General features: G+C 69.4%; 19 protein-coding genes and 1 pseudogene. 1 reads left to right on the top strand and 19 read right to left on the bottom strand.

The window, feature by feature from the left end:
* Position 1 precedes the first annotated feature (1 nt).
* From WBA97_RS11900 to WBA97_RS11875, 6 genes and pseudogenes are all read right to left on the bottom strand, one after another.
* Entirely contained in the window at positions 2–481 is a 480-nt protein-coding gene (locus WBA97_RS11900) for an XRE family transcriptional regulator (RefSeq protein ID WP_424230816.1), read from the bottom strand.
* 119 nt (positions 482–600) lie between these two features.
* On the bottom strand, positions 601–1,554 hold the full coding sequence (locus WBA97_RS11895; RefSeq protein WP_424230815.1) for a bifunctional riboflavin kinase/FAD synthetase: 954 nt from the start codon (positions 1,552–1,554) through the stop codon (positions 601–603).
* 198 nt (positions 1,555–1,752) lie between these two features.
* Positions 1,753–3,255, bottom strand: a complete 1,503-nt coding sequence (locus tag WBA97_RS11890; protein ID WP_424230814.1) for an amidohydrolase family protein — start codon at positions 3,253–3,255, stop codon at positions 1,753–1,755.
* Positions 3,256–3,340: 85 nt separating this feature from the next.
* Positions 3,341–4,246 carry a tRNA pseudouridine(55) synthase TruB gene (truB, locus tag WBA97_RS11885; RefSeq protein ID WP_424230813.1) on the bottom strand — a complete coding sequence of 302 codons (906 nt, stop codon included), beginning with the start codon at positions 4,244–4,246 and terminating at the stop codon, positions 3,341–3,343.
* 124 nt (positions 4,247–4,370) lie between these two features.
* Positions 4,371–5,661, bottom strand: a pseudogene (locus WBA97_RS11880) (MFS transporter).
* A 126-nt stretch (positions 5,662–5,787) separates the two neighbouring features.
* Positions 5,788–7,092, bottom strand: a complete 1,305-nt coding sequence (locus WBA97_RS11875) for an MATE family efflux transporter (protein WP_424230812.1) — start codon at positions 7,090–7,092, stop codon at positions 5,788–5,790.
* 61 nt (positions 7,093–7,153) lie between these two features.
* Here WBA97_RS11875 and WBA97_RS11870 point away from each other — a divergent pair, with 61 nt between their 5' ends.
* Positions 7,154–7,693 carry a CGNR zinc finger domain-containing protein gene (locus WBA97_RS11870; protein ID WP_424230811.1) on the top strand — a complete coding sequence of 180 codons (540 nt, stop codon included), beginning with the start codon at positions 7,154–7,156 and terminating at the stop codon, positions 7,691–7,693.
* A gap of 20 nt (positions 7,694–7,713) precedes the next feature.
* Here WBA97_RS11870 and WBA97_RS11865 read toward each other — a convergent pair whose 3' ends face one another.
* From WBA97_RS11865 to infB, 13 genes are all read right to left on the bottom strand, one after another.
* On the bottom strand, positions 7,714–9,090 hold the full coding sequence (locus tag WBA97_RS11865; protein ID WP_424230810.1) for a Gfo/Idh/MocA family protein: 1,377 nt from the start codon (positions 9,088–9,090) through the stop codon (positions 7,714–7,716).
* A gap of 152 nt (positions 9,091–9,242) precedes the next feature.
* Positions 9,243–10,106, bottom strand: coding sequence for an SIS domain-containing protein (locus tag WBA97_RS11860; RefSeq protein WP_424230809.1), 864 nt, complete (start codon positions 10,104–10,106; stop codon positions 9,243–9,245).
* A gap of 123 nt (positions 10,107–10,229) precedes the next feature.
* Complete coding sequence (locus WBA97_RS11855; protein WP_424230808.1) at positions 10,230–11,348, bottom strand: ABC transporter ATP-binding protein; 1,119 nt, start codon at positions 11,346–11,348, stop codon at positions 10,230–10,232.
* 153 nt (positions 11,349–11,501) lie between these two features.
* Positions 11,502–12,425 carry a carbohydrate ABC transporter permease gene (locus tag WBA97_RS11850; RefSeq protein ID WP_424230807.1) on the bottom strand — a complete coding sequence of 308 codons (924 nt, stop codon included), beginning with the start codon at positions 12,423–12,425 and terminating at the stop codon, positions 11,502–11,504.
* On the bottom strand, positions 12,422–13,339 hold the full coding sequence (locus WBA97_RS11845) for a carbohydrate ABC transporter permease (protein ID WP_424230806.1): 918 nt from the start codon (positions 13,337–13,339) through the stop codon (positions 12,422–12,424). Before WBA97_RS11845 ends, WBA97_RS11850 begins: the two co-directional genes overlap by 4 nt.
* 79 nt (positions 13,340–13,418) lie before the next feature.
* A complete protein-coding gene (locus WBA97_RS11840; RefSeq protein ID WP_424230805.1) occupies positions 13,419–14,642 on the bottom strand; it encodes an extracellular solute-binding protein in 1,224 nt (407 codons plus the stop codon).
* Positions 14,643–14,834: 192 nt separating this feature from the next.
* Positions 14,835–15,806: a DHH family phosphoesterase gene (locus WBA97_RS11835; protein WP_424230804.1), complete on the bottom strand. Its 972-nt coding sequence runs from the start codon at positions 15,804–15,806 to the stop codon at positions 14,835–14,837.
* A 210-nt stretch (positions 15,807–16,016) separates the two neighbouring features.
* A complete protein-coding gene (locus WBA97_RS11830) occupies positions 16,017–16,457 on the bottom strand; it encodes a hypothetical protein (RefSeq protein ID WP_424230803.1) in 441 nt (146 codons plus the stop codon).
* Positions 16,458–16,696: 239 nt separating this feature from the next.
* Positions 16,697–16,999 carry a hypothetical protein gene (locus tag WBA97_RS11825; protein ID WP_424230802.1) on the bottom strand — a complete coding sequence of 101 codons (303 nt, stop codon included), beginning with the start codon at positions 16,997–16,999 and terminating at the stop codon, positions 16,697–16,699.
* Between the two features lie 37 nt (positions 17,000–17,036).
* The gene (locus tag WBA97_RS11820; RefSeq protein WP_424230801.1) at positions 17,037–17,567 is read right to left on the bottom strand and encodes a TetR/AcrR family transcriptional regulator; all 531 of its coding nucleotides are present in this window, start codon (positions 17,565–17,567) and stop codon (positions 17,037–17,039) included.
* A gap of 178 nt (positions 17,568–17,745) precedes the next feature.
* Positions 17,746–18,201, bottom strand: coding sequence for a 30S ribosome-binding factor RbfA (rbfA, locus tag WBA97_RS11815; protein ID WP_424230800.1), 456 nt, complete (start codon positions 18,199–18,201; stop codon positions 17,746–17,748).
* A gap of 183 nt (positions 18,202–18,384) precedes the next feature.
* Positions 18,385–18,678 (bottom strand): DUF503 domain-containing protein, encoded by a 294-nt coding sequence (locus WBA97_RS11810; protein ID WP_424230799.1) that lies wholly within the window; start codon positions 18,676–18,678, stop codon positions 18,385–18,387.
* 64 nt (positions 18,679–18,742) lie between these two features.
* On the bottom strand, positions 18,743–20,781 hold a 2,039-nt coding region (gene infB, locus WBA97_RS11805; protein WP_424230798.1), incomplete at its 5' end, for a translation initiation factor IF-2.

Raw genomic sequence — 20,781 nt, 5'->3', positions numbered from 1 at the left:
TCTACTGTGGCTGACCCGCCCTCCGCAGCAGGTCCGCGAGCTCGGGGAACCGTCCGTTCAACATGGACGCGGCCGCGTTCAGGTCGCCTGCCTCCGCCACCCGCCGCAGCGCCGCCACCGCCACCCGGTCGTTGCGCCCGATGTCGACGGGCAGGTTGTCCCTGGTCACCGACGGACGGGAGGCCCGGACCTCCTCGAGGGCGCGCATGAGGGCTTCCTTCTTGCCCGCCGCCACGTCCGGTACGAGGATCTTGCGCTCGAGCATGATCAGCCGCGCCAGCACCGCCGGGTTGCCGATCTTCGCGCGGCGACCGCTCATGACCTGGCTCAACATCGGCGCGCTGATGCCGAGCACGTCGGCGAGGAACGCCTGGGAGATGTCGAACGCCACCACCAGGCGGCGGACGCGGTCGCCCAACGGTTCGCCATACCACTCGCGCTGCAGCGCGAGGTTGCGCTGGACGATCTTGTGGTCCTCCACGTTGGCTCCCCTGGTCCCGCTCACCCTGACGCACTGTGTTCAATCCCGACCTCAGAGCATCTTGCCAGGCAAGTTCGCGAAGCGCGGTAAATCCGGACAGCTGTTCGCATCTGCACGGGTCACGAGAGCAGGTCGCGGGTCCTCGCCACGTCCCTGTGCATCTCCTCGACCAGAGCTTCGGTGGACTCGAACCGCTCCATGTCACGCAGCTTCGCCACGAAGTCGACCGCGACCCGCTGCCCGTAGAAGTCCTCGTCGACGTCCAGTACGAACGCCTCGACCCGCCGCTCCCGCCCGGAGAACGTCGGGTTGGTCCCCACACTGACGGCCGCGACGAGCGAGTCCCGGCCGGGTGAGTTCAACAAGGAGAAACGAGCCGCGTACACCCCGTCGGCCGGAATGGCCGCGTACCGGGGCGTCGACAGGTTGGCGGTGGGAAAGCCCAGTTCATGGCCCCGCCGGTCCCCCCGCACGACGATCCCCTCGAGCCGGTGGGGCCGACCAAGCGCGGCCTCGGCGGCGGCCACGTCCCCGGCGTTGATGCAGGCCCGGATGTAGGTCGAGGAGAAGGTGATCTCCTCGCCCGCCGCGTGGTTCGGCACCGTGACGAGCTTCGCGCCCTCGACGGAGAACCCGAACCGCTGCCCGAGGTGATGCAGGGTCTCCACCTTGCCCGCGGCCTTGTGCCCGAACCGGAAGTTCTCCCCCACGACCACCGCGGCGACGTGCAGCTTCTCGACCAGAGTCTCGTGCACGAACTCGTCGGCGGGCATCTTCGACAGCTCCGGTGTGAACGGCAGCACGCAGAACACGTCCACACCCAGCCCCTCGACAAGCTCCGCCTTACGCCGAAGCGTCGTCAACTGCGCCGGATGACTACCGGGCCGCACCACCTCGGACGGATGCGGGTCGAACGTGACGAGCACGCTCTTCACCCCACGCTCCTTGGCGAGCGTCACCGCCCGGTGGATCAGCTCCTGATGGCCGAGATGCACCCCGTCAAAGGTCCCGATGGTGACGACGCACCGTCCCCAACCACCCGGCAGGTCCTCCAGCCCACGCCAGCGTTGCACGTCCCCAGCCTACGAGAGCTGTCCACGCCGGCCCACGGCAACTCACCCCAGCCGTGGACGCAGCTCCAGCGAAAGGGCAGCACCTCCATAGAGGAGGGAGGCGCGCCGCACTCACACACCGTGGATAGCCTCGACGGGGCCGGAGCGAAACAGCGTGCGTCGCCAGGTGTGCGCAGCTCGGCGCGGTCCCAGCGCGGCTCAACCCGTGTGGCACGGGCAGCCGGTGGCCACCGTCTCCTCGGGCGTCGTCGCTGCCGTGTGTTCCACGTCGGCCAGGAGGCGGGTTCGTTCTTCCGCGTCGATGTGGCGGCCTCGGACCACGACGCCGGACAGCTTCTGCGTGTTGCGGATGTCGTGCAGGGGGTCGGCGTCGAGGATGACCAGGTCTGCCGCGTGGTTGGGGGCGATCCGGCCGGTCCGCGTGCCCAGGAACGCTGCCGGTTCGGCTGTGGCGGCGTGTAATGCCGCCATGGGCGGGATGCCCGCCGCTACGAACAGTTCCAGTTCGTCGTGGACGGAGAAGCCTGGCCACACCGCCAGCGTGCCGGTGTCCGTGCCCGTCATCAGTGGAACGCCCGCCTCGTGCAACCGGTGCACCGTGCGCAGGCGGTGATCGAACATCGCTGCCCATCGCGCGTCGTCGGACGGTTTGCGGTTCTTCAGGTAGAACTCCTGCTTCGCCAGCTCCTGGCTCGCCAGCGCGGACGCGGGCAGGTACTTGTCGCGCGGGTGGTTCGTGTCGACCGTGCGGGCGAAGTCGAGGCCCCGGTGCATCGCCAGTGTCGGGACCTGGCGGACGCGGCGACGGGCTAATTTGCTGTGGAGGTGGCGGGCCTTCACCGGGCTGTACGTGTGCGCCGCGGTCCACTCCAGTGGGTGCAGTGCCGCGAACCAGCCCGCGTAGTCACCCAGGCCCAGGCGGATCCGCTGGATCTCCGCCCGAATCCACGCCTCCTTCGTCGACGTCTCGAACGGGGTCCAGAACAGGTGCTCGACGCTCGCCTGCCCGAGATCCGCGACCTCCTCGAGGGAGACCACGTCCGGGCAGTGGCCCACGAACGGCACGTCGTGGCGGTGCGCCTCCGCTGCCAGTGCCCGGTAGGCGTCCTTGGGCACCCTCGAGTACACCTTGATGAAGTCGGCACCCCTCGCGATCTCCTCGCGCACCGCCGCGCGGGCCGACGCCGGGTCGTCCACCTGCACGACGTCGAGCCACTTGGGGTCCCAGATGCTCGGTGCGCCGTCGATCATCCTGCTGCCGACCGTGTACCGAGGGCCCAGCAGCGTGCCGGCCTCGATGCGGGTCCGCCAGTCGCGGGCCAGCGGTGATCCCGCCATCTCGCGGACGGTCGTCACGCCGTTCGCGATGTACAGACCGGTGTCGATGCCCTCTGCCAGCGCATGCGTGTGCATGTCGGCCAGACCGGGGATGACGAAGCGGCCACGCAGGTCCACCTCGGTGGCACCGTCCAGCCGGACGTGCCTGCCGACGTCGGCGATCGTGTCGCCGAGGACCAGCACCGTCACGTCCGGGAGTACCCGGCCCGAGGCCGGGTCGATCACGGTCACGTGCGTGAAGGCGGTGCCGCCGCCACGCTGCGCCACCGCCACCACGGGCCGGGTCAGTGCGGCGGCGGCGCCCGCGAGTCCGGTGGCCGCGCCGGCGACCATCATGCTGCGCCGGGAGAAGTTCCTTGTCATGACGGAGATGCTGCCGAAATCCGGCGGCACGCACACTGCGGAATACCACCCGGTTCAGGTGGGGTTTACCCCACCCTCGAACGAGTCACGTGGTGATCAGGACGACTACCGAGCGTGCCGCCGCGCCTTCGTCCACGGCGAGTGCGATCGCGCGGCCGTCCGGGTCGAAGACGCCGTAGGTGCCCTCGATGCCCGCCGAGGGCAGGCGCTGGCCCATCAGCAGTGACTTGGCCTGCCGGACTGGCACGTCGTGGCGCGGGAAGGCGGCGGCCACCGCATCGTCGAGCGGCAGCGACAGCACCGGGTTCTCGGCGAGCTTCTCCAGCGTCGTCACCGTCCGCAGGTCGAACGGGCCCACGCGGGTGCGGCGCAGCGCGGCCAGGTGGCCGCCGACGCCGAGATCGGCGCCAAGGTCCCTGGCCAGCGCACGCACGTAGGTGCCGGAACTGCACTCCACCATCACGTCCAGCTCAAGGCCGCCGTCGTCGCGGCGGGCCGAGAGCAGGTCGAACCGGGACACCTCAACCGGACGGGCGGCAAGCTCCACCTGTTCACCGGCACGGACGCGCGCGTAGGCGCGCTTGCCGTCCACCTTCACCGCGCTGACCGCGCTCGGCACCTGCTGGATGTGCCCGGTCAGCTTCGCGATGCCCTCGGCCACCGCCTCGTCCGCCACCGCCGAAACGTCCGAAGTGGACAGTGTCTCGCCCTGCGCGTCGTCGGTGGTGGTCGACGAGCCGAGCCGGATGGTCGCGAGGTAGGCCTTGGTGTCCAGCGCAAGGTGTCCCAGCAGCTTCGTGGCACGCTCGATGCCGAGCACCAGCACGCCCGTCGCCATCGGGTCGAGGGTGCCCGCGTGACCGACCTTCCTCGTGCCCATGATCCGCCGCACCTTCGCGACGACGTCATGGGAGGTCATCCCGTCCGGCTTGTCGACGACGACGAGCCCAGGCGGGACGATGACACGTTGTTTGGCGGCTGCGGGAGACACGGTCGAATATCCTGGCACGCCCGCGACGGCAGGCAGCCGCCCACCCGTTAATGGTTCGGGTCACCGGTGCCACGCCGCCTACTGTCGACGGATGGCTGAACTGGCCTACCCGGCCGACCTCACCCTAGGCAGGGGCGAGGTCCCAGGAGCGGCGGCGGATCTGTACGGGGACCTCCTCGCCTCGGGACTCCGCGTCGAAGACCGCCGCGCGGGCGCGGCGCCACCAGATCGACGTCCGCCACAGGCCGAGTACGAGGACCGCCAGCACCGACAGGAACGCGATGCGGAACGCCGTGGCCGGAGCCAGCGACCCGGCCATGTCCAGCAGCAGGCCGACCGCCAGTGCCGACACGGTGATCGCCACGAAACCACCCACGTTCACCACACCCGTCGCCGTGCTGACGCGGCGCATGGGGTTGTAGTCACGGGCCAGCGCGAAGGCGATGGTCGACGCCGGGCCACCCAGCGACAGGAAACCGAAGCCGGACACCAGCACCCACAGCGGCACGTGCCCGCCTGGCCAGCCCAGCAGGACCACCCACACACCGAGTGCGGCGACCAGATAGCCGACGACCATCGGGATCCGCCACTCCGGGTGCCTGCCGATCACCGTGCCCACCGCTGGGCCGCCCACGATCGCGCCCACCACCAGCAGTGACAGGAGCACGCCCGCCGTCGCCGCACGCAGGCCCTGCGCCTGCACCAGGTACGGGAAACCCCAGAGGAGGCCGAGCATCGCCGGCGCGAACATCGTCGAGAAGTGCACCCAGAAACCGAGCCGGGTGCCCGGGGTCCGCCACGCGTGACCCACCTGCGTGAGCACGGTGCGAAGCGACTCGCTGCGATCGACCGGCTCCGGGACGACACCGATCGGGTTGTCACGCACCCGCAGCACCAGCACGACCGAGTACAGGGCGGTCACCGCGCCCGCGACGGCGAACGTGATCGGTCCAGCCCACGCCGTCGAGCAGCATCGACAGCGGCACGGTCGAGACCAGGTTGCCCAGCGCGCCGAAGGCGGCGGTGAACGACGCGACCGCGGCGTAGCGCCGTGCCGGGAAGTGCGCGGCGACCAGGCGTAACACGCTGACGAAGGTCATCGCGTCGCCGACGCCGAGCACGGCACGGGCGAGCAGGCCGAGCGGATAGGAGGTGGCGAACGCGAACAGCAGCTGGCCGAGGCCCATCAGCACCGCGGCCACGGTCAGCACGCGACGTGCACCGTAGCGGTCGACCAGCATGCCGGTCGGCACCTGCATCAGCGCGTACACCCCGATCTGCAGCACCGTGAACGTGCCAAGCGCGGCCGGCCCGAGGCCGAACCGCTGACTCGCCTCCAGGCTCGCGACCCCGAGCGAAGTGCGGTGGAACACAGCGGCCAGATAGACCAGGACCGCGGTCACCCAGATCAACATTGCCCGTCGGTAGCGCTGCGGGGCCAAAACTCTCCGTTCGCGGGTCGAAGGCAGAAATGTCCACTCGCTACAGCGCAGTCGATCATCAAATCATTAGCGAAGCTAACCGTGCGCTTCGCCACACCGTCACACGCGGACGGCGCCCGGCACGGCCCAGCGGCCGGACCTGGTCCGGCCGACGACGGTGCCCAGCCGCACCAGCATGAACACCGACAGGCCCGTCCAGATCCCGGCGAGTCCCCAGTCGAACGTGAACGACAGCCACACGAACGGCAGGAACGCGGTGACGGCGGCGAAAATCGTCGCCGTGCGCAGGAACGCGGCGTCGCCCGCACCGAGCAGCACACCGTCCAACGCGAACACGACACCCGCGATCGGCTGCAGTGCGACGAAGAACCACCACGCGTGCGGGATCTCGCCGAGCACCGCCGCGTCGGCGGTGAACACGTTCGGCAGCACCCCCGCGAGCGCGGCGAACACCACGCCGAGCACACACCCGAACACGAGCCCGTACCCGGTGACCTGCCAGGCGAGCCGCCGGGCCCGCCGGTCGTCTGCCGCGCCGAGCGCCGCGCCGACGAGCGACTGCGCCGCGATCGCGAGCGAGTCGAGCACCAGCGCGAGGAACGTCCACAGCTGCAGCACGATCTGGTGCGCGCCGACCGCGGCCGTCGAGTGGTGGGCCGCGACGGTGGTCGCGGAGACGAAGCACGCCTGGAACGCGAGGCCACGCAGCACGAGGTCGCGCCCGAGCACGAGCTGCGCGCGCATCTTCGCCGGCGCGGGCGACAGCGGCACCCGTTCGGCCCGCAGCGCGCCGAGGAACAGCGACGCGCTGATCACCTGCGCCGTGACGTTGGCGATCGCGGAACCTTCGAGGCCCCAGTCGAGCCTGTAGACGAAGAGCGGGCACAGCAGCGCGGAGATCCCGTTGCCCACCAGCACATAGCGCAGCGGACGGCGGGCGTCCTGCACGCCACGCATCCACCCGTTGCCCGCCATCGTGACGAGGATGAACGGCGTGCCGAACAAGGCGATGCGCAGCCAGCTCACCGCCGCGTCGGCCACTTCTCCTTGTCCGGCAAGGAGTTGCGCGATCGGCGCGGCGAGCACCTGGCCGACGCCGACGAGCAGGAGCCCGACCGCGATGGCGAGCCAGGTCGCCTGCACGCCCTCTGCCACGGCGTCGGCCCTGCGGCCCGCGCCGTGCAGGCGGGCGGTGCGGGCCGTGGTGCCATAGGACAGGAACGTCAGCTGAGTGGAGACCTGTGCGAGCACGATCGCGCCGACGGAGAGCGCGCCGAGCGGCACGGCACCGAGGTGCCCGACCACGGCCGTGTCGACCAGCAGGTACAGCGGCTCGGCCGCGAGCACCCCGAGCGCGGGTACGGCGAGACCGAGCACCTGGCGCAGGCTCACCCGATCGTCCACCACAACTCCAGTAAGGTGTGTTATACGTTTTCACCCCTGACGATAGCCGTAAGGACCGTGGATGGACAACGCCGATTACCTGGATGTGGCACTGAGGTTGACGAACGCCACACTCGACGACGTGGCGGACCTGCGTGCGGCCCTGCACGAGGAGCCGTGGTGGTCCGCCCGCGCGGACGAGGACGACCTCGTCGCGCTGCGCCCGGTCGCGGAAGGACTACGCAGAACGCTGGCGTGTGCCGTGGCGGGCGACAACGACGGCGTGCTGGCCGAGATCAACGCACTGCTGGCCACGTTCCCGCCGGGGCCTCGGCTGTCGGCGGGACACTCGGCCGAGCCGAACTGGCACATCCACATGGCCGACCCGGACGCGTCCCCGGCAACGGAGGTGGCGGCAGCGGCGGCATGGGGCATCGCACACGGCGTCGTCCACCACGGGCTGAACCGGTGGGGCCACTGCGGCGCCGAGGACTGCGACAACTACTTCCTGGACACGTCGACCAACCGCGCCAAGCGGTTCTGCTCACCACGCTGCGCGAACCGCGTGCACGTGGCCGCCTTCCGCTCCAGGAAGCGCCCTGGCCCGACTCCCCGGAACTGAACGTCCTGGCGCGTCGAGCGTCAGACCGGCTTCTCCGAGTCCGTGCCGGGGTGCGGGGTCTTCCAGTGGCCACGGGTGAAGTCCGGGAACTCGACCGACTTGCTCTTTCCCTTGACCGACAGCACGGACAGTGGGTACGGCGCGTTCCACGCCGCCGAGTCGTACACGTCGATGTCCGGCGGCAGGCCCAGTTGGAGCGTCTGCACGAGGCGCCACAGCATGATGTAGTCCATGCCACCGTGCCCGCCGGGGCCGGGGCCGACGTCGGTCCACAGCCAGTGGTCGTGCTCGGCGTAGTCGTCGAAGGAACCCCACTCGTCGTTCGACTGCGCCGGCTCCAGGTAGATCCGCGGCGGGTAGTCCTCGAACACGCCCTTGGTGCCCGCCAGGTGGTTGAGCCGCGAGTACGGGTGCGGGTTCGACACCCCGTGCACGATGTGGATCACGCGGCCGCGCGCGGTCTGGATCAGGCTCATGGTGACGTCGCCGTTGACGTACTCCTCCTGCCACGTCGGATCGTCCGGCGGCATGGTCGCCGCGCGGTACTCGGCGAGGCCCAGCGCGGGTGTGCTCATGGACGTCATGCGGACGAAGCGGTCACCGCGGTGCAGGTCCATGTACGCGGCGACCGGACCGAGGCCGTGCGTCGGGTACAGGTCGCCGTTCGTCGTGGTGTGGAACTTCCGCCGCCACTGGTCCTCGTAGTACGTCTTCGAGAACAGCAGCTCACGCAGGTCGTGCAGGTACGCACCGGCTCCGTGCAGCAGCTCGCCGAACAGACCATCGTGCGCCATCCGCAGCGCACGCAGCTCGTTCTGCCCGTAACAGCAGTTCTCCAGCTGGATGCAGTGCCGCCGCGTCCGCTCGGAGGTGTCGACCAGGTCCCACAGGTCCTTGAGCGTCAACCCGATCGGGCACTCGACACCCACGTGCTTGCCCGCACGCATCGCGGCGAGCGCCATCGGCGTGTGCCACTCCCACGGCGTCGCGACGTACACGAAGTCCACGTCGTCGCGCTGGACCAGGTTGCGGAAGTCCTCGTCACCGCCGGTGTAGACGGCGGGTGCGGGCTGGCCCGCGTCGGTGACCGCCTTCGCGGCGGCCTGTGCGAACCCGGGCCGGATGTCGCACAGCGCGGTCACCTTCGCGCCCGGGATCGCCAGGAGCAGCGGCAGCATCCCGCCGCCGCGGTTGCCGAGGCCGATGATGCCGAACCTCGGGTTGGCGACACCCTCGAACGGCACGCCGATCATCGACCTGCCACGGGCCGAGGGCGCCACCGCGGTGTCTGTCCCGGTGTCCGCCTCGGCCGTACCCGCGGTGGCGGCGAGCCCGACCCCCGCGATCGCCGCACCACGCAACATCGACCTGCGCGAGACACCCGACTGATCACCCATTGCAAGATCCCCGCTCTCTAGTGCGTGAAATTGCTCGCTTGCAAGCACTATCACACAGAGCACTCGCGGACGCTACGGCCAATCGGCCTAGCCAGTCCCGCCTCAGACCTTCGCGCAATCAGTGGGACGGGCCTGTCCGGGGAGTCTTCTCACTACTTCAGGATCACCGAGCGGTCCAGGTTGCGGGGGCGGTCCGGGTCGAGGCCACGCGCTTCCGCGACCGCCTCGGCCACGCGGTGCGCGCGGACCAGCGACACCAGCGGGTCCCCGTCCGACAGCTCGACGTGCGCGCCGGTGCGCCGCACCTCGTCGACCAGTCCCGCGGGGGCGGCGCCGAACACCCACACCACCCGGCCGGGCGCGGCGATCGAGATCGGTCCGTGGCGGTACTCCATCGCGTAGTACGACTCGGTCCACGACTGCGTGGCCTCACGCAGTTTCAGTGCGGCCTCGTTGGCGAGCCCGATCGTCCAGCCAGTGCCGAGGAACGTCCACTGTGCCGCGTCGAGCAGTTCCCTCGGCAGCGGCGTCGCCAGCTCGGCGGTCGCGGCCGCGGCAAGCCCGTCGAGCCGCTCCCCCAGTGACGCACGCAAGGCCACCAGCGCCGCCGTCGCAAACCGGGTCTGCACCACGGACTTCTCGTCGGCGAACTCGAGCGCCACCACGGCGTCGGCCGCGCCGGCGACCGGCGTCGCCGGGTCGGCGGTCACCGCCACGGTCGGCGCCGACGTCCGCTCGAGCGCGGCCAGCACCTCGGTCGTCGTGCCGGACCTGGTCAGCGCGACCACCCGGTCGTAGCTCCGCGCGACGGGGAACTCGGAGGCCGCGAACGCGTCGGTCTCGCCGTGGCCCGCCGACTCGCGCAGCGCCGCGTACGCCTGCGCCATGTAGAACGACGTCCCGCAGCCGATGACCGCCACCCGCTCGCCCGCCGGCGGCAGGGCCCCGGTGGACACGCCCAATGTGCGCTCCCACACGGACGGCTGGCTGGCGATCTCGTCCCGCAGGTACGTCATGTGCCACTCCCCTGTTGCGTGAACTTGCTCGTTTCATCATAGCTTCAAGCACGTTCGAGCAGGTTGGGTCGGCAGCAAAAAGCCCGGGACCAGCAGGCCCCGGGCTCGATGCTCAGAACAGGATCAGTCGGGCAGGCGCAGGCCGGTGTCGGCGTCGAACAGGTGCACCGCACCCGTCTGCGGCACCAGGCCGACCTTCTCGCCACGCTGGAACGCCGACATGCCCGGCGCGCGGACGGTGATCGGCGGCGGCGCGGTGGCGTCGTCACCGGCGTCGTCGTCGGTGGCGAGCTGCGGCGCGGTGGTCGAGCAGTACAGGAACTGGTCCGAGCCCAGCTCCTCGACGACCTCGACGGTCGCGGCGATGCCCTCGCCCGCCGGCTTGAGGATCCAGCCCTCCGGCCGGATGCCGACGACCACGTTCGAGCCGGTCAGCGCCGAGCGCTGGGCCGGGGTCAGCTCGATGGACTGGCCACCGATGACCGCGCCCTCACCGTTGACGTCGGCGGGGATCAGGTTCATGGCGGGCGAGCCGATGAAGCCGGCGACGAACAGGTTCTTCGGCTTGCCGAACAGACCGATCGGGGTGTCGCACTGCTGCAGGAGACCGTCCTTGAGCACCGCGACCCGGTCGCCCATGGTCATGGCCTCGGTCTGGTCGTGCGTCACGTAGATCGTGGTGACGCCGAGCCTGCGCTGCAGCGAGGCGATCTGCGTACGGGTCTGCACACGCAGCTTCGCGTCCAGGTTGGAGAGCGGCTCGTCCATGCAGAACACCTGCGGGCTGCGGACGATCGCGCGGCCCATGGCGACGCGCTGGCGCTGACCACCGGACAGCTTGGCCGGCTTGCGGTCAAGGTACTGCTCGAGGTCCAGCAGCTTCGCGGCCTCGAGCACTCGCTCGGCGCGCTCCGCCTTCGGCACCTTCTTGATCTTGAGGTGGAAGCCGATGTTGTCGGCCACCGTCATGTGCGGGTACAGCGCGTAGTTCTGGAACACCATCGCGATGTCCCGGTCCTTCGGGGGCAGGTCGGTGACCTCACGCTCGCCGATGCGGATGGCACCCTCGTCCACGCCTTCCAGCCCCGCGAGCATGCGCAGGGTGGTGGACTTGCCGCAGCCGGACGGCCCGACCAGTACGAGGAACTCGCCGTCCTCCACCTCGAGGTTGAGCTGGTCGACCGCGGGACGCTCCGTGCCCGCGTAGTAACGGCTCGCGCCGTCGAAGGTCACTGTCGCCATGGTGATCCTTTCCATCCGCCGGTCAAAGACCGCACCTCGTTGTCGGCCCGGTCGACTGTGTCCGATGCTCGCTCCGCGAGCTCCGCGAAACCGGCGCGCGAAGCACAATCTAGAGCAACAAACAACTGATTACCACGATTCAGAATCACGACTTCACTTCACTCCGCCCGCCGTGAGCCCCGAGACGAGATGCTTCTCGATCATCGCGAACAGCGCGACGACCGGGAGGATCCCGATGATCGAGATGGCGAACACGTACTGCCACGCCGACTCGTACTGACCGATGAACCTGGTCAGCGCCACGGTGAGTGGCTGGTTGGTGTCCGTGGGCAACAGGATCAGGCTCGCCGCGAACTCGTTCCAGCACGCGATGAAGGTGAAGATGATCGCGGTGACGATACCCGGCCACACCAGCGGCAGCATGATCCGCCGCATGGACTGACCGCGGGAGCAGCCGTCGAGCCAGGCCGCCTCCTCGATCTCCTTCGGCACCGTGGCGAAGAAGCTGTGCATGATCCACACCGCGAACGACAGGTTGAACGCCGCGTTCACGAGGATCATCGCGAGCCACGTGTCGTTGATCTCCAGCGTGACGAACTCGCGGAACAGGCCGGACGCCAGCACGGTCGGCTGCAGCATCTGCGTGACCAGCACGAGCAGCATGAACGGCAGCTTGAGCCGGAAGTTGTGCCGCGCGGTGTAGTACGCGGCGGGCAGCGCGGCCAGCAGCGCCAGTGCGGTGCCGCAGAGCGAGATCACGACCGTGGACAACATGTTGTCCGGCAGCGGCGTCTCCGGCGTGCCCCACATGGTGACGAAGTTGTCGAACTTCCAGTCCGTCGGCAGGTACTCCGGCGGCACCTTCAGAATCTCCTGGCGCGACTTGAACGCGCCGGAGAGCATGATCAGATACGGGGCGAGGAACACGAGCGCGACGATCCCGCCGACGATCGTGAGGCCCCAGCGCTTGCGGTCCTTCCTGCGCGGCGCGGTCGCACGACCCGAGCCCGCGACCGTCTTCGGCGGATCGAGCACTCCGCTGGTCGGCGTTGATGGTTCGGTCGCAAGCTCCCTCACGAATGCACCTCCCGCATCGGCTTGACAACCTTCAGATACACACCGATCACCACGATGATCACCAGGAAGTTGACCACCGACAGGGCGCTGGCCGTGTCGATCTGGCGGTCGTTCTGGATGAGCTTGAACATGAACGTGGTGGTGGTGTCCGCGTCGTTGCCAGGTATCGCGCCGGTCATCGTCTTGAGGATCGGCAGCGAGTTGAACACGTTGATGATGTTGATGATCGCGGCCACCGCGAGCGCCGGCCGCAGCATCGGGAGCACCACCTGCCAGTACGTCGCCACCTTGCCCGCGCCGTCGATGGACGCGGCCTCCAGCACGTCGTGCGGGATGGTCTGCAGGCCCGAGAGCACCACGAACGTCGTGAACGGCACCGACACGAACACCGCGACCGCCATGGCGGACAGGAACCCGGACGTCGCGTTCTTGAGGAACCCGTACGGCTCGTCGATGAACCCGACGTCCACCAGGAACTTGTTGATGATCCCGTAGAACGGGTCGAGGCCGTAGACGAACACCGTCGAGGTCATCACGACCGACGCGGCCCACGGCACGATGATGACCATCCGCAGGACCTTGCGGCCCGGGAACCGCTTGTTCAGGAACTGGGCGAGCACCAGCGAGACCACCACGGTCACCACCACCGTGCCGATCGTCCACACCACGGTGTTCGTGAGCACCGTCGGCAGCGGGTCGAGCCCGAACACGCGGACGTAGTTCTCGAACCCGGCCCAGCCGCGGTCCTTGCCGAACCGGGACAGATCGCGGAACGACGTGTAGACCATATAGCCGGCGGGGAAGATCACCACCCCGACGATCAGGACCAGCGCGGGCGCCAGCCAGGGAAGTGCCTGCAGCGTCGACTGCCTGCGAGCCTGCCGCCGCAGTGCCTTGTTACGTGCTGTTGCCACCCGAGCGCCCTTCTGGGTACCGGCGCGGGGGCCTGCCTGAGGCAGGTCCCCGCGCCGGCCGTCTTGCTGTTCGTACGCCTCAGCCTTCGACGTCAGCCTTGGCCTGGATCGACTTGAGCACCTCGTCGACCGGCTTGGTCTCGATCTGGCCGACGTCGGACTTGAACGCGCCCGAGGTCTGGCCCCACGCCGGGTTGGTGGCGGGGTAGAACTGCGCGTCCGGCAGCGACTCGAGGAACGTCTTCAGCTCCGGCTTGCTGGCGGCCGCCTCGGCGCCCGACTTCGTGGCCGGGATGAAGCCCTCGTTGTCGTTGAACTTGACGTAGTTGTCCTGCTGGTAGAAGAAGTCGAGGAACTTGGCGATCGACTCCTGCTTGTCCTCGTCCTTGTTGAAGCCGACGAAGTAGTCGGCGACACCCAGCGTGACCGGCTTGCCGTCCTTGGTCGGGCTCGGCGCGATGGCCCAGTCGAGGTCAGGGGCCTTCTCGTTGATCTGGCCGACGATCGGCGGCAGACCCTCGATCATGCCGATCTTGCCCTGGATGAACACGTCCAGCAGCGGGGTGCGGTCGGTCGCGCCCGGGTTCGGCTGGGTGGCACCCTCGTCGATCATCTTCTTCATGTAGGTGAGGGCTTCCGCGGCCTCCGGCGTGTCGATCGTCATCTTGCCGTCCTTCTCCCAGGACGCGCCGTTGCCGTACGCCCAGATGGACGTCTCGGCCTGCGCCTCCTCGGAACCGAGCGGCATGCCGTAGCCGTAGACGCCGCCACCGAGGGCGGAGATCTTCTTCGCGGCCGCGAGCAATTCGTCCCACGTCTTCGGCGGCGCGGCGATGCCTGCCTGCGTGAAGAGCGCCTTGTTGTAGAACAGCGCGCGGGTCGAGGCGACCGTCGGCACGCCGTAGGCCTGACCGTCGATCTTGGCGCTGTCGATGAACGCCGGCTCGATGTCCTCGTACGTCTCCGGGGAGACGATCTCCTCGGCCTTGTACAGCGCGTCGTCGGTGGCGTAGGCCGGGCCGGCGGCGTCCAGTTCGAGGATGTCCGGCGGCTTGTTGTTCTGCATCTTCGTCGTCATGACGTTGTAGATGTCGTCCCAGCTCTGGGTCTCGAGCTTGACGTCGATGTTCGAGTTCTCCGCCTCGAAGTCGGAGACCAACTGCTCCCAGTACGGCTTGGTCTTGTCGCCGTAGATGGGCACGAGCAGCTCCAGGCTGACGTTCTCGCCGTCGCCGCCGCTGTCGGAGTCGCTGCCGCAGCCGGCGAGTCCGAGCGCTGCCGCGGTCACCACCGCGACTGCCATTGTGACGCGCCTCAAGATGTCCTCCGTTTCCGCCTGGCCGGTCCGGTCCGCCTGGCTGGGTCGCTGTCCCGGCCCGTCTGAAACCAGGCGGTCCGGTACGGCGATTGGTTTATACCACTTGTTCACCCGAACGCCGCTCATCGTCCTCAAGTGGTTACGAGCGGCACCGGTTTCACCGGGCTCGCGGAGCGATCATCGAACACTCTGCAACATCTCCCGCACCCGGGCCACGACGTCGGCCGCCGTCCCGGTCGTGGTGAACCCGGCCGCGAGCCGGTGCCCGCCGCCGCCGAGGCCTGCGGCCGTGGCCCGCACGTCCACGGCACTCTTCGCACGCAGTGACCCCGACCACTCGCCGGGCGCCATCTCCTTGATGACGAGCGCGACCTCCGCCTCGCCCGTCGCCTGCAGAAGGCCGACGACGGACTCGACCTCCTCGGGCCGCACGCCGGTCATGTCGGCCAGCGTCACGGCGGTGTGCACGAGACCGTGCCCGCCCGCCGCCTCCGGCTCCAGCACGGCCCGGCCGAGCACCCGTGCGAGCATCGGCAGCCACGCGAACGGGTGCGCGTCCATCAGCTCCCGCGCGAGGACCGTCGGCTCGGCACCCGCCTCGACCAGGCGGGCCGCGGTCCGGTGGGTGGCCGCCGTGGCGCGGCGGAACGAGCTGGTGTCGGTGACCAGCCCGGCGTACAGGCAGCGGGCGATGTCGGCGTCGAGCGGGATGTCCAGCTCGTCGATCAGCGCGAGCACCAGCACGACGGTCGCCTCTGCGGTGTCGTCGACGACGTGGTGCGTGCCGAACCGGGTGTTGGACGCGTGGTGGTCGACGACCAGCACGTGCCCGCTCGTGGCGATCCGGTCCTCGAGCCAGCCGAGGCGGGCCGCGCTGGCGGTGTCGAGGGCGACGAGCAGCTCCGGGGCGGCGGGCACCTCGGCCGCGGGGACGACCAGCCCGGCAGGGTCGAGACCACGCAGCGACTCGGGCACCCCGGCCGGCGGCCCGAACGACACGCGCACGTCCGCGCCGCGCCTGCGCAGCGCCAGACCGAGCGCGAGCGCGCTGCCCAGGGCGTCCGCGTCCGGGTGGACATGCCCGAGCAGGGTCACGTCGGTCGCGGTCCGGAGCAGGTCCGCGGCCGCACGAAGATCGGCGGTGAGCACCCGCACAGCCTCACGCAACCGGGCGGTGGCGTCCAGAGGGAAGTCGGCGCACCCGCGATGTTGACAGGGGCCCGGCGTGGTCGACCACGCCATGGTGACCGCCGCACGTGGCCCGCACGATGGGCCTGACCAGGCAGGCCGTTGCCGGTGGGGTGACCGTCCCGCTGTTGCCGTGCGCGGCCGTGGACGACGTGGCGGCTCACCGGCCTGCTACCCGGAGGCGATACACGGGGACTGGGCACTGAGCAGCAGCTCGCCCTTGTCGTTGTTCCGCAAGGACATCCGGAACCCGTCCTCGGTGTTCTCGACCCACACGTAGTGCCGCTCGGGCCGCAGGTCGTCCAGCACCTCGAAGTCGTGCTTCTCCCACCAGCGCACCATCGTGTCGAAGTGGCGGTCCTCGTCGACGAGTTCACGCACCCAGTACGAGTTGCGGACGACCACGCGGTCGGGCGGGTTTCCCCGGCACGGGCCGGAGACCGGCGCCGCCGCGGGCTCGATCCTGCCGTCCGGCAGCGCGGTGGCGGCGCGACGGACATAGCTCTCGACCCGTTCGTAGGCCTCGGACTCGGTCACCGTCTCGACGTCAGCGCTCGCACTGCACCCCGCGAGCACGAGCGCCACGGCCAGCGCCGGGATCGACCACCTCATGGCTCGCCGTTCGAGCCGGAGCTCAGCGAACCGGCGCCGGGCTCGCACCACGTCGTGACGACTTCCGCCAACGCCGAGACCACCGCAGCCACAGGCACAACCACCTTCGTCGAGATGCGTCGGATCCATAGTGGACATCCAGTTGCCCACCGCGGTGTCACGAGGATAGCGGCGACGCGGTGCCTTGCTCCGACGAATCCGGGTAGTTCTATCCAGCCATCACCGGCGGCGCGACCCGTTCACGCCCGGGCCGCGAGCGCGTCGAGCACCTCGACGTGCCGCTCGTCCACCGACACCGCGAGCGTCAGCTCCCCCGCCGCGACGGTCAGGGTGAACGTGAAGAACGAACAGCATTCGGTCTCCCGAGCGGCCAGCGTCGCCGCGATTCCCGCCGTCTCGGGCGATGCCGGGAACGCGAACCGCAACTCCCCCGGCGCGGGCCGGTCCATCCGCACCGCGGTCGCGAAGAGACCGTCGAACTCGGCCACCCGCAGTGGCCGGTCCGCCGTCGGCAGCGTGCAGGACGGTGGCACCCACTCCATGCATCCACAGTAGGCCCGTACCCGGGTACCGGGAACGTCAGTTCCGGAAGAGGGTCCGTGCCACGCCGCGGGCCGCGGCGGTCAGGTCGTCGCCGAGGCTCGTCGGCAGCGCACCGGTCAGCCACAGCGTCGCGAAGCCGTGCATCAGCGACCACGCCGCCACTTCCGTGTAGTCGCCCGGCCTCGGACCGGCGCCGCGCGCGAGGACCGCCCCCGCCCGCGACCGGGCCGCCGACAGTGCCGGGTCGTCGCGGTGGTGGGTGTCGGGGCGGAACATCACCTCGAAGTGCGCAGGGTGCGTGACCGCGAACCGGACGTACGCGACGCCCACCTCGGCGAAGTCGTCACCGGCCGAGGACAGTGCCTCGGCCAGGAGGTCGAAGCCCTCCTCCGCGAGCGCGGTCAGCACCCCCGCCTTGTCACCGAAGTGGTGGACCGGCGCCGCGTGCGAGACCCCTGCCCGGCGGGCGACGTCACGCAGGCTCAGGTTCGCCGACCCGACGGCCGTGATCGCCTCGATCGCGGCGGCCAGGATCGCACGCCGCAGATCCCCGTGGTGGTACGGCATGCCAGGATCTTAACGTCGATAAGATTCGGCGCTTCGCGGCTCTTTGTGCGAAGTCTGGGCCCGACCAACAGTGACCTCATGGGAACGTGACGGCACCCAGCCACCAACCACCTGCGATCGAAAGGGCTGCCTCCCCGGGACCAGCAATTTTGATCCCGGGGAGGCGAACTAGCAGTCCCTAGTCCTCATCGTCCTCGTCGTCCTCGCGTGGTGCCCGGTACGGGTCCGGGTCGCCGGCCGGCTTCGCGCCGTTGGCGAGCCGTGCCACCTCCGCATCCGCGGCGGCCGCGCGGGCCAGCAGGTCCTCGATGTTCTTCGAGTCCTCCGGGATGGGGTCGGCGACGAACGTGAGCGTCGGGGTGAACCGGACGCCGGTACCCGCGCCGACCATCGACCGCAGCACACCCTTCGCGGACTCCAGCGCGGCGGCCGCACCCTGCATGTCCGGCGGCACGTCCAGCCGGTCGCCGAGCACGGTGTAGTACACCGTCGCGTCGTGCAGGTCCGCGGTCACCTTGGTGTCCGTGATCGTCACGCGGGCGAGCCGAGGGTCCTTCACCTCGTGCTCCAGCGCGGACGCGACGATCTGCGCGATCCGCTTGGCGAGCTTGCGGGCGCGTGGTGCGTCAGCCACGACGGTCTCCTTCTGCTGTGCTCCGTCAAGGATGGTTGGTGCGTTTTTCGGTGGTCCAGACGTTCGCTGGCAAGGCCGCCGGAAGCCGCTCGTACCGGGTTGTACTTGGGCTTTCGGCCAACGCCGCCAGCGGGCGTCTGGGCCGCCGAGAAACGTGCCGAACCGTCCTTGGCGGAGCACGGGTCAGTCCTCGGGACCCAGCCACCGGCGGCGCGCCGACAACAGATCCAGCTCCGGCCGTCCCGCGACCAGCCGCTCACACGCGTCCAGCACGTCGTCCACATGGGACGCCTCCGCGGCGACCACGGCGACGCCGATCAGCGATCGCCGGTGCTTGTCCAGGTGCCCGGCCTCGGCGACGGTCACCTCGAACCGCTTGCGCAGTTCGGCGATGATCGGTCGCACGGCCGAGCGCTTCTCCTTCAACGAGTGGATGTCACCTAGCAGCACATCCAGCTCGAGAGCCCCCACGTACAACGGAATCCTCGAAAGCGAGTAGGTCCCGGCGCCGCCACCACGGGCGGCGCCGGGATACGTCGACTCAGTCGCGCGGCTTCTCGCGCAGCTCGTAGGTCTCGATGATGTCCTCGACCTTGAGATCGCCGTACGAACCGAGCGTCAGACCACACTCGAAGCCCTCGCGGACCTCGACGGCGTCGTCCTTGAACCGCCGCAGCGAGCTGATCGGCAGACCCTCGTGGATCACCACGCCATCGCGAATGAGCCGTGCCTTGGCGTTACGACGGATCTCACCGGAGAGCACCATGCAACCCGCGATCGTGCCGACCTTCGAGGACTTGAACACGTCGCGCACCTCGGCGCGGCCGAGCTCGACCTCTTCGTAGACCGGCTTGAGCATGCCCTTCAGTGCCTGCTCGATCTCGTCGATCGCCTGGTAGATGACCGAGTAGTACCGGACGTCGATGCCCTCGCGGTTGGCCTGCTCGGTGACCTTGCCCTCGGCGCGGACGTTGAAGCCCAGGATGATCGCGTCGGACGCGATCGCCAGGTCCACATTGGCCTTGGTGATGCCACCGACACCGCGGTCGATGACCCGCAGCTCGACCTCTTCACCGACATCCAGCTGCGTGAGCGCGTCCTCGAGTGCCTCGACGGTACCCGAGTTGTCGCCCTTGATGATCAGGTTGAGCTGGCTGGTCTCCTTGAGCGCCGAGTCCAGGTCCTCGAGGCTGATCCGCTTGCGCCGCGAGGCGTTGGCCGCGTTGCGCATGCGGGCCGCGCGGCGCTCGGCGATCTGCCGTGCCGTGCGGTCCTCGTCGACCACCAGGAAGGTGTCACCCGCGCCGGGCACCGACGTGAAGCCGATGACCTGGACGGGCCGCGACGGGGTCGCCTCGATGACATCGTCGTTGAACTCGTCGACCATCCGGCGCACGCGACCGTAGGCGTCGCCCGCCACGATCGAGTCGCCGACACGCAGCGTGCCGCGCTGGACCAGCACCGTGGCGACCGGACCGCGACCGCGGTCCAGGTGCGCCTCGATGGCGACGCCCTGCGCCTCCATCTCCGGGTTGGCCCGCAGGTCGAGCGCCGCGTCCGCGGTGAGCACGACCGCCTCGAGCAGGCTGCCGATGTTGACGTTCTGCCGCGCGGAGATGTCGACGAACATCGTGTCGCCGCCGTACTCCTCGGCCACCAGCCCGTACTCGGTGAGCTGCTGGCGCACCTTCTGCGGGTTGGCGCCTTCCTTGTCGATCTTGTTGACCGCGACCACGATCGGCAGGTCAGCGGCCTGCGCGTGGTTGATGGCCTCCACCGTCTGCGGCATGACGCCGTCGTCGGCGGCGACCACGATGATCGCGATGTCCGTCGAGTTGGCACCACGAGCACGCATGGCGGTGAACGCCTCGTGACCCGGGGTGTCGATGAAGGTGATCAGCCGCTCGTTGCCGTCGACGTCGACCGCGACCTGGTAGGCACCGATGTGCTGGGTGATGCCACCGGCCTCGCCCTCGTGCACCGTCGTCTTACGGATGGTGTCCAGCAGTCGCGTCTTACCGTGGTCGACGTGACCCATGACGGTCACGACCGGCGGCCGCGCCTGCAGCTCCTCCTCGCCACCGGCGTTCTCGCCGTAGGAGATGTCGAAGGAGTCGAGCAGCTCGCGGTCCTCCTCCTCCGGGGAGACGACCTGCACCTTGTAGTTCATCTCGGTGCCGAGCAGCTCGAGCACGTCGTCGGAGACCGACTGCGTCGCGGTGACCATCTCACCGAGGTGGAACAGCACCTGCACCAGCGAGGCCGGGTTGGCGTTGATCTTCTCGGCGAAGTCGGTCAGCGAGGCGCCACGCGGGAGACGGATCGACTCGCCGTTGCCCTTGGGCAGGCGAACACCGCCGACGCTGGGCGCCTGCATGTTCTCCATGTACTCCTGGCGCTTCTGCCGCTTCGACTTGCGACCACGCCGGGACGGCCCACCGGGCCTGCCGAACGCGCCCGCCGCGCCACCGCGACCACCGCCGGAGCCGGGACGGCCACCGCCGCCACCGCGGAAACCGCCACCACCGGCCGGGGCACCGCCGCCGCCACCGGGACGGTAGCCACCGCCACCGCCACCGC

The sequence above is a fragment of the Actinophytocola sp. genome (assembly GCF_049647105.1).
GTDB lineage: Bacteria > Actinomycetota > Actinomycetes > Mycobacteriales > Pseudonocardiaceae > Actinophytocola.
The sequence above is the reverse complement of the archived record's forward strand: the minus strand, read 5'-3'. Positions and strand labels throughout refer to the sequence as shown.

Excerpts from the sequence above, each read along its gene's own strand:
- WBA97_RS11870 (WP_424230811.1), top strand. The coding sequence starts at position 7,154 with ATGGACAACGCCGATTACCTGGATGTGGCACTGAGGTTGACGAACGCC.
- WBA97_RS11830 (WP_424230803.1), bottom strand. The coding sequence starts at position 16,457 with ATGAGGTGGTCGATCCCGGCGCTGGCCGTGGCGCTCGTGCTCGCGGGG.
- WBA97_RS11855 (WP_424230808.1), bottom strand. The coding sequence starts at position 11,348 with ATGGCGACAGTGACCTTCGACGGCGCGAGCCGTTACTACGCGGGCACG.
- WBA97_RS11890 (WP_424230814.1), bottom strand. The coding sequence starts at position 3,255 with ATGACAAGGAACTTCTCCCGGCGCAGCATGATGGTCGCCGGCGCGGCC.
- WBA97_RS11840 (WP_424230805.1), bottom strand. The coding sequence starts at position 14,642 with ATGGCAGTCGCGGTGGTGACCGCGGCAGCGCTCGGACTCGCCGGCTGC.
- WBA97_RS11825 (WP_424230802.1), bottom strand. The coding sequence starts at position 16,999 with ATGGAGTGGGTGCCACCGTCCTGCACGCTGCCGACGGCGGACCGGCCA.
- WBA97_RS11820 (WP_424230801.1), bottom strand. The coding sequence starts at position 17,567 with ATGCCGTACCACCACGGGGATCTGCGGCGTGCGATCCTGGCCGCCGCG.
- WBA97_RS11865 (WP_424230810.1), bottom strand. The coding sequence starts at position 9,090 with ATGGGTGATCAGTCGGGTGTCTCGCGCAGGTCGATGTTGCGTGGTGCG.
- WBA97_RS11860 (WP_424230809.1), bottom strand. The coding sequence starts at position 10,106 with ATGACGTACCTGCGGGACGAGATCGCCAGCCAGCCGTCCGTGTGGGAG.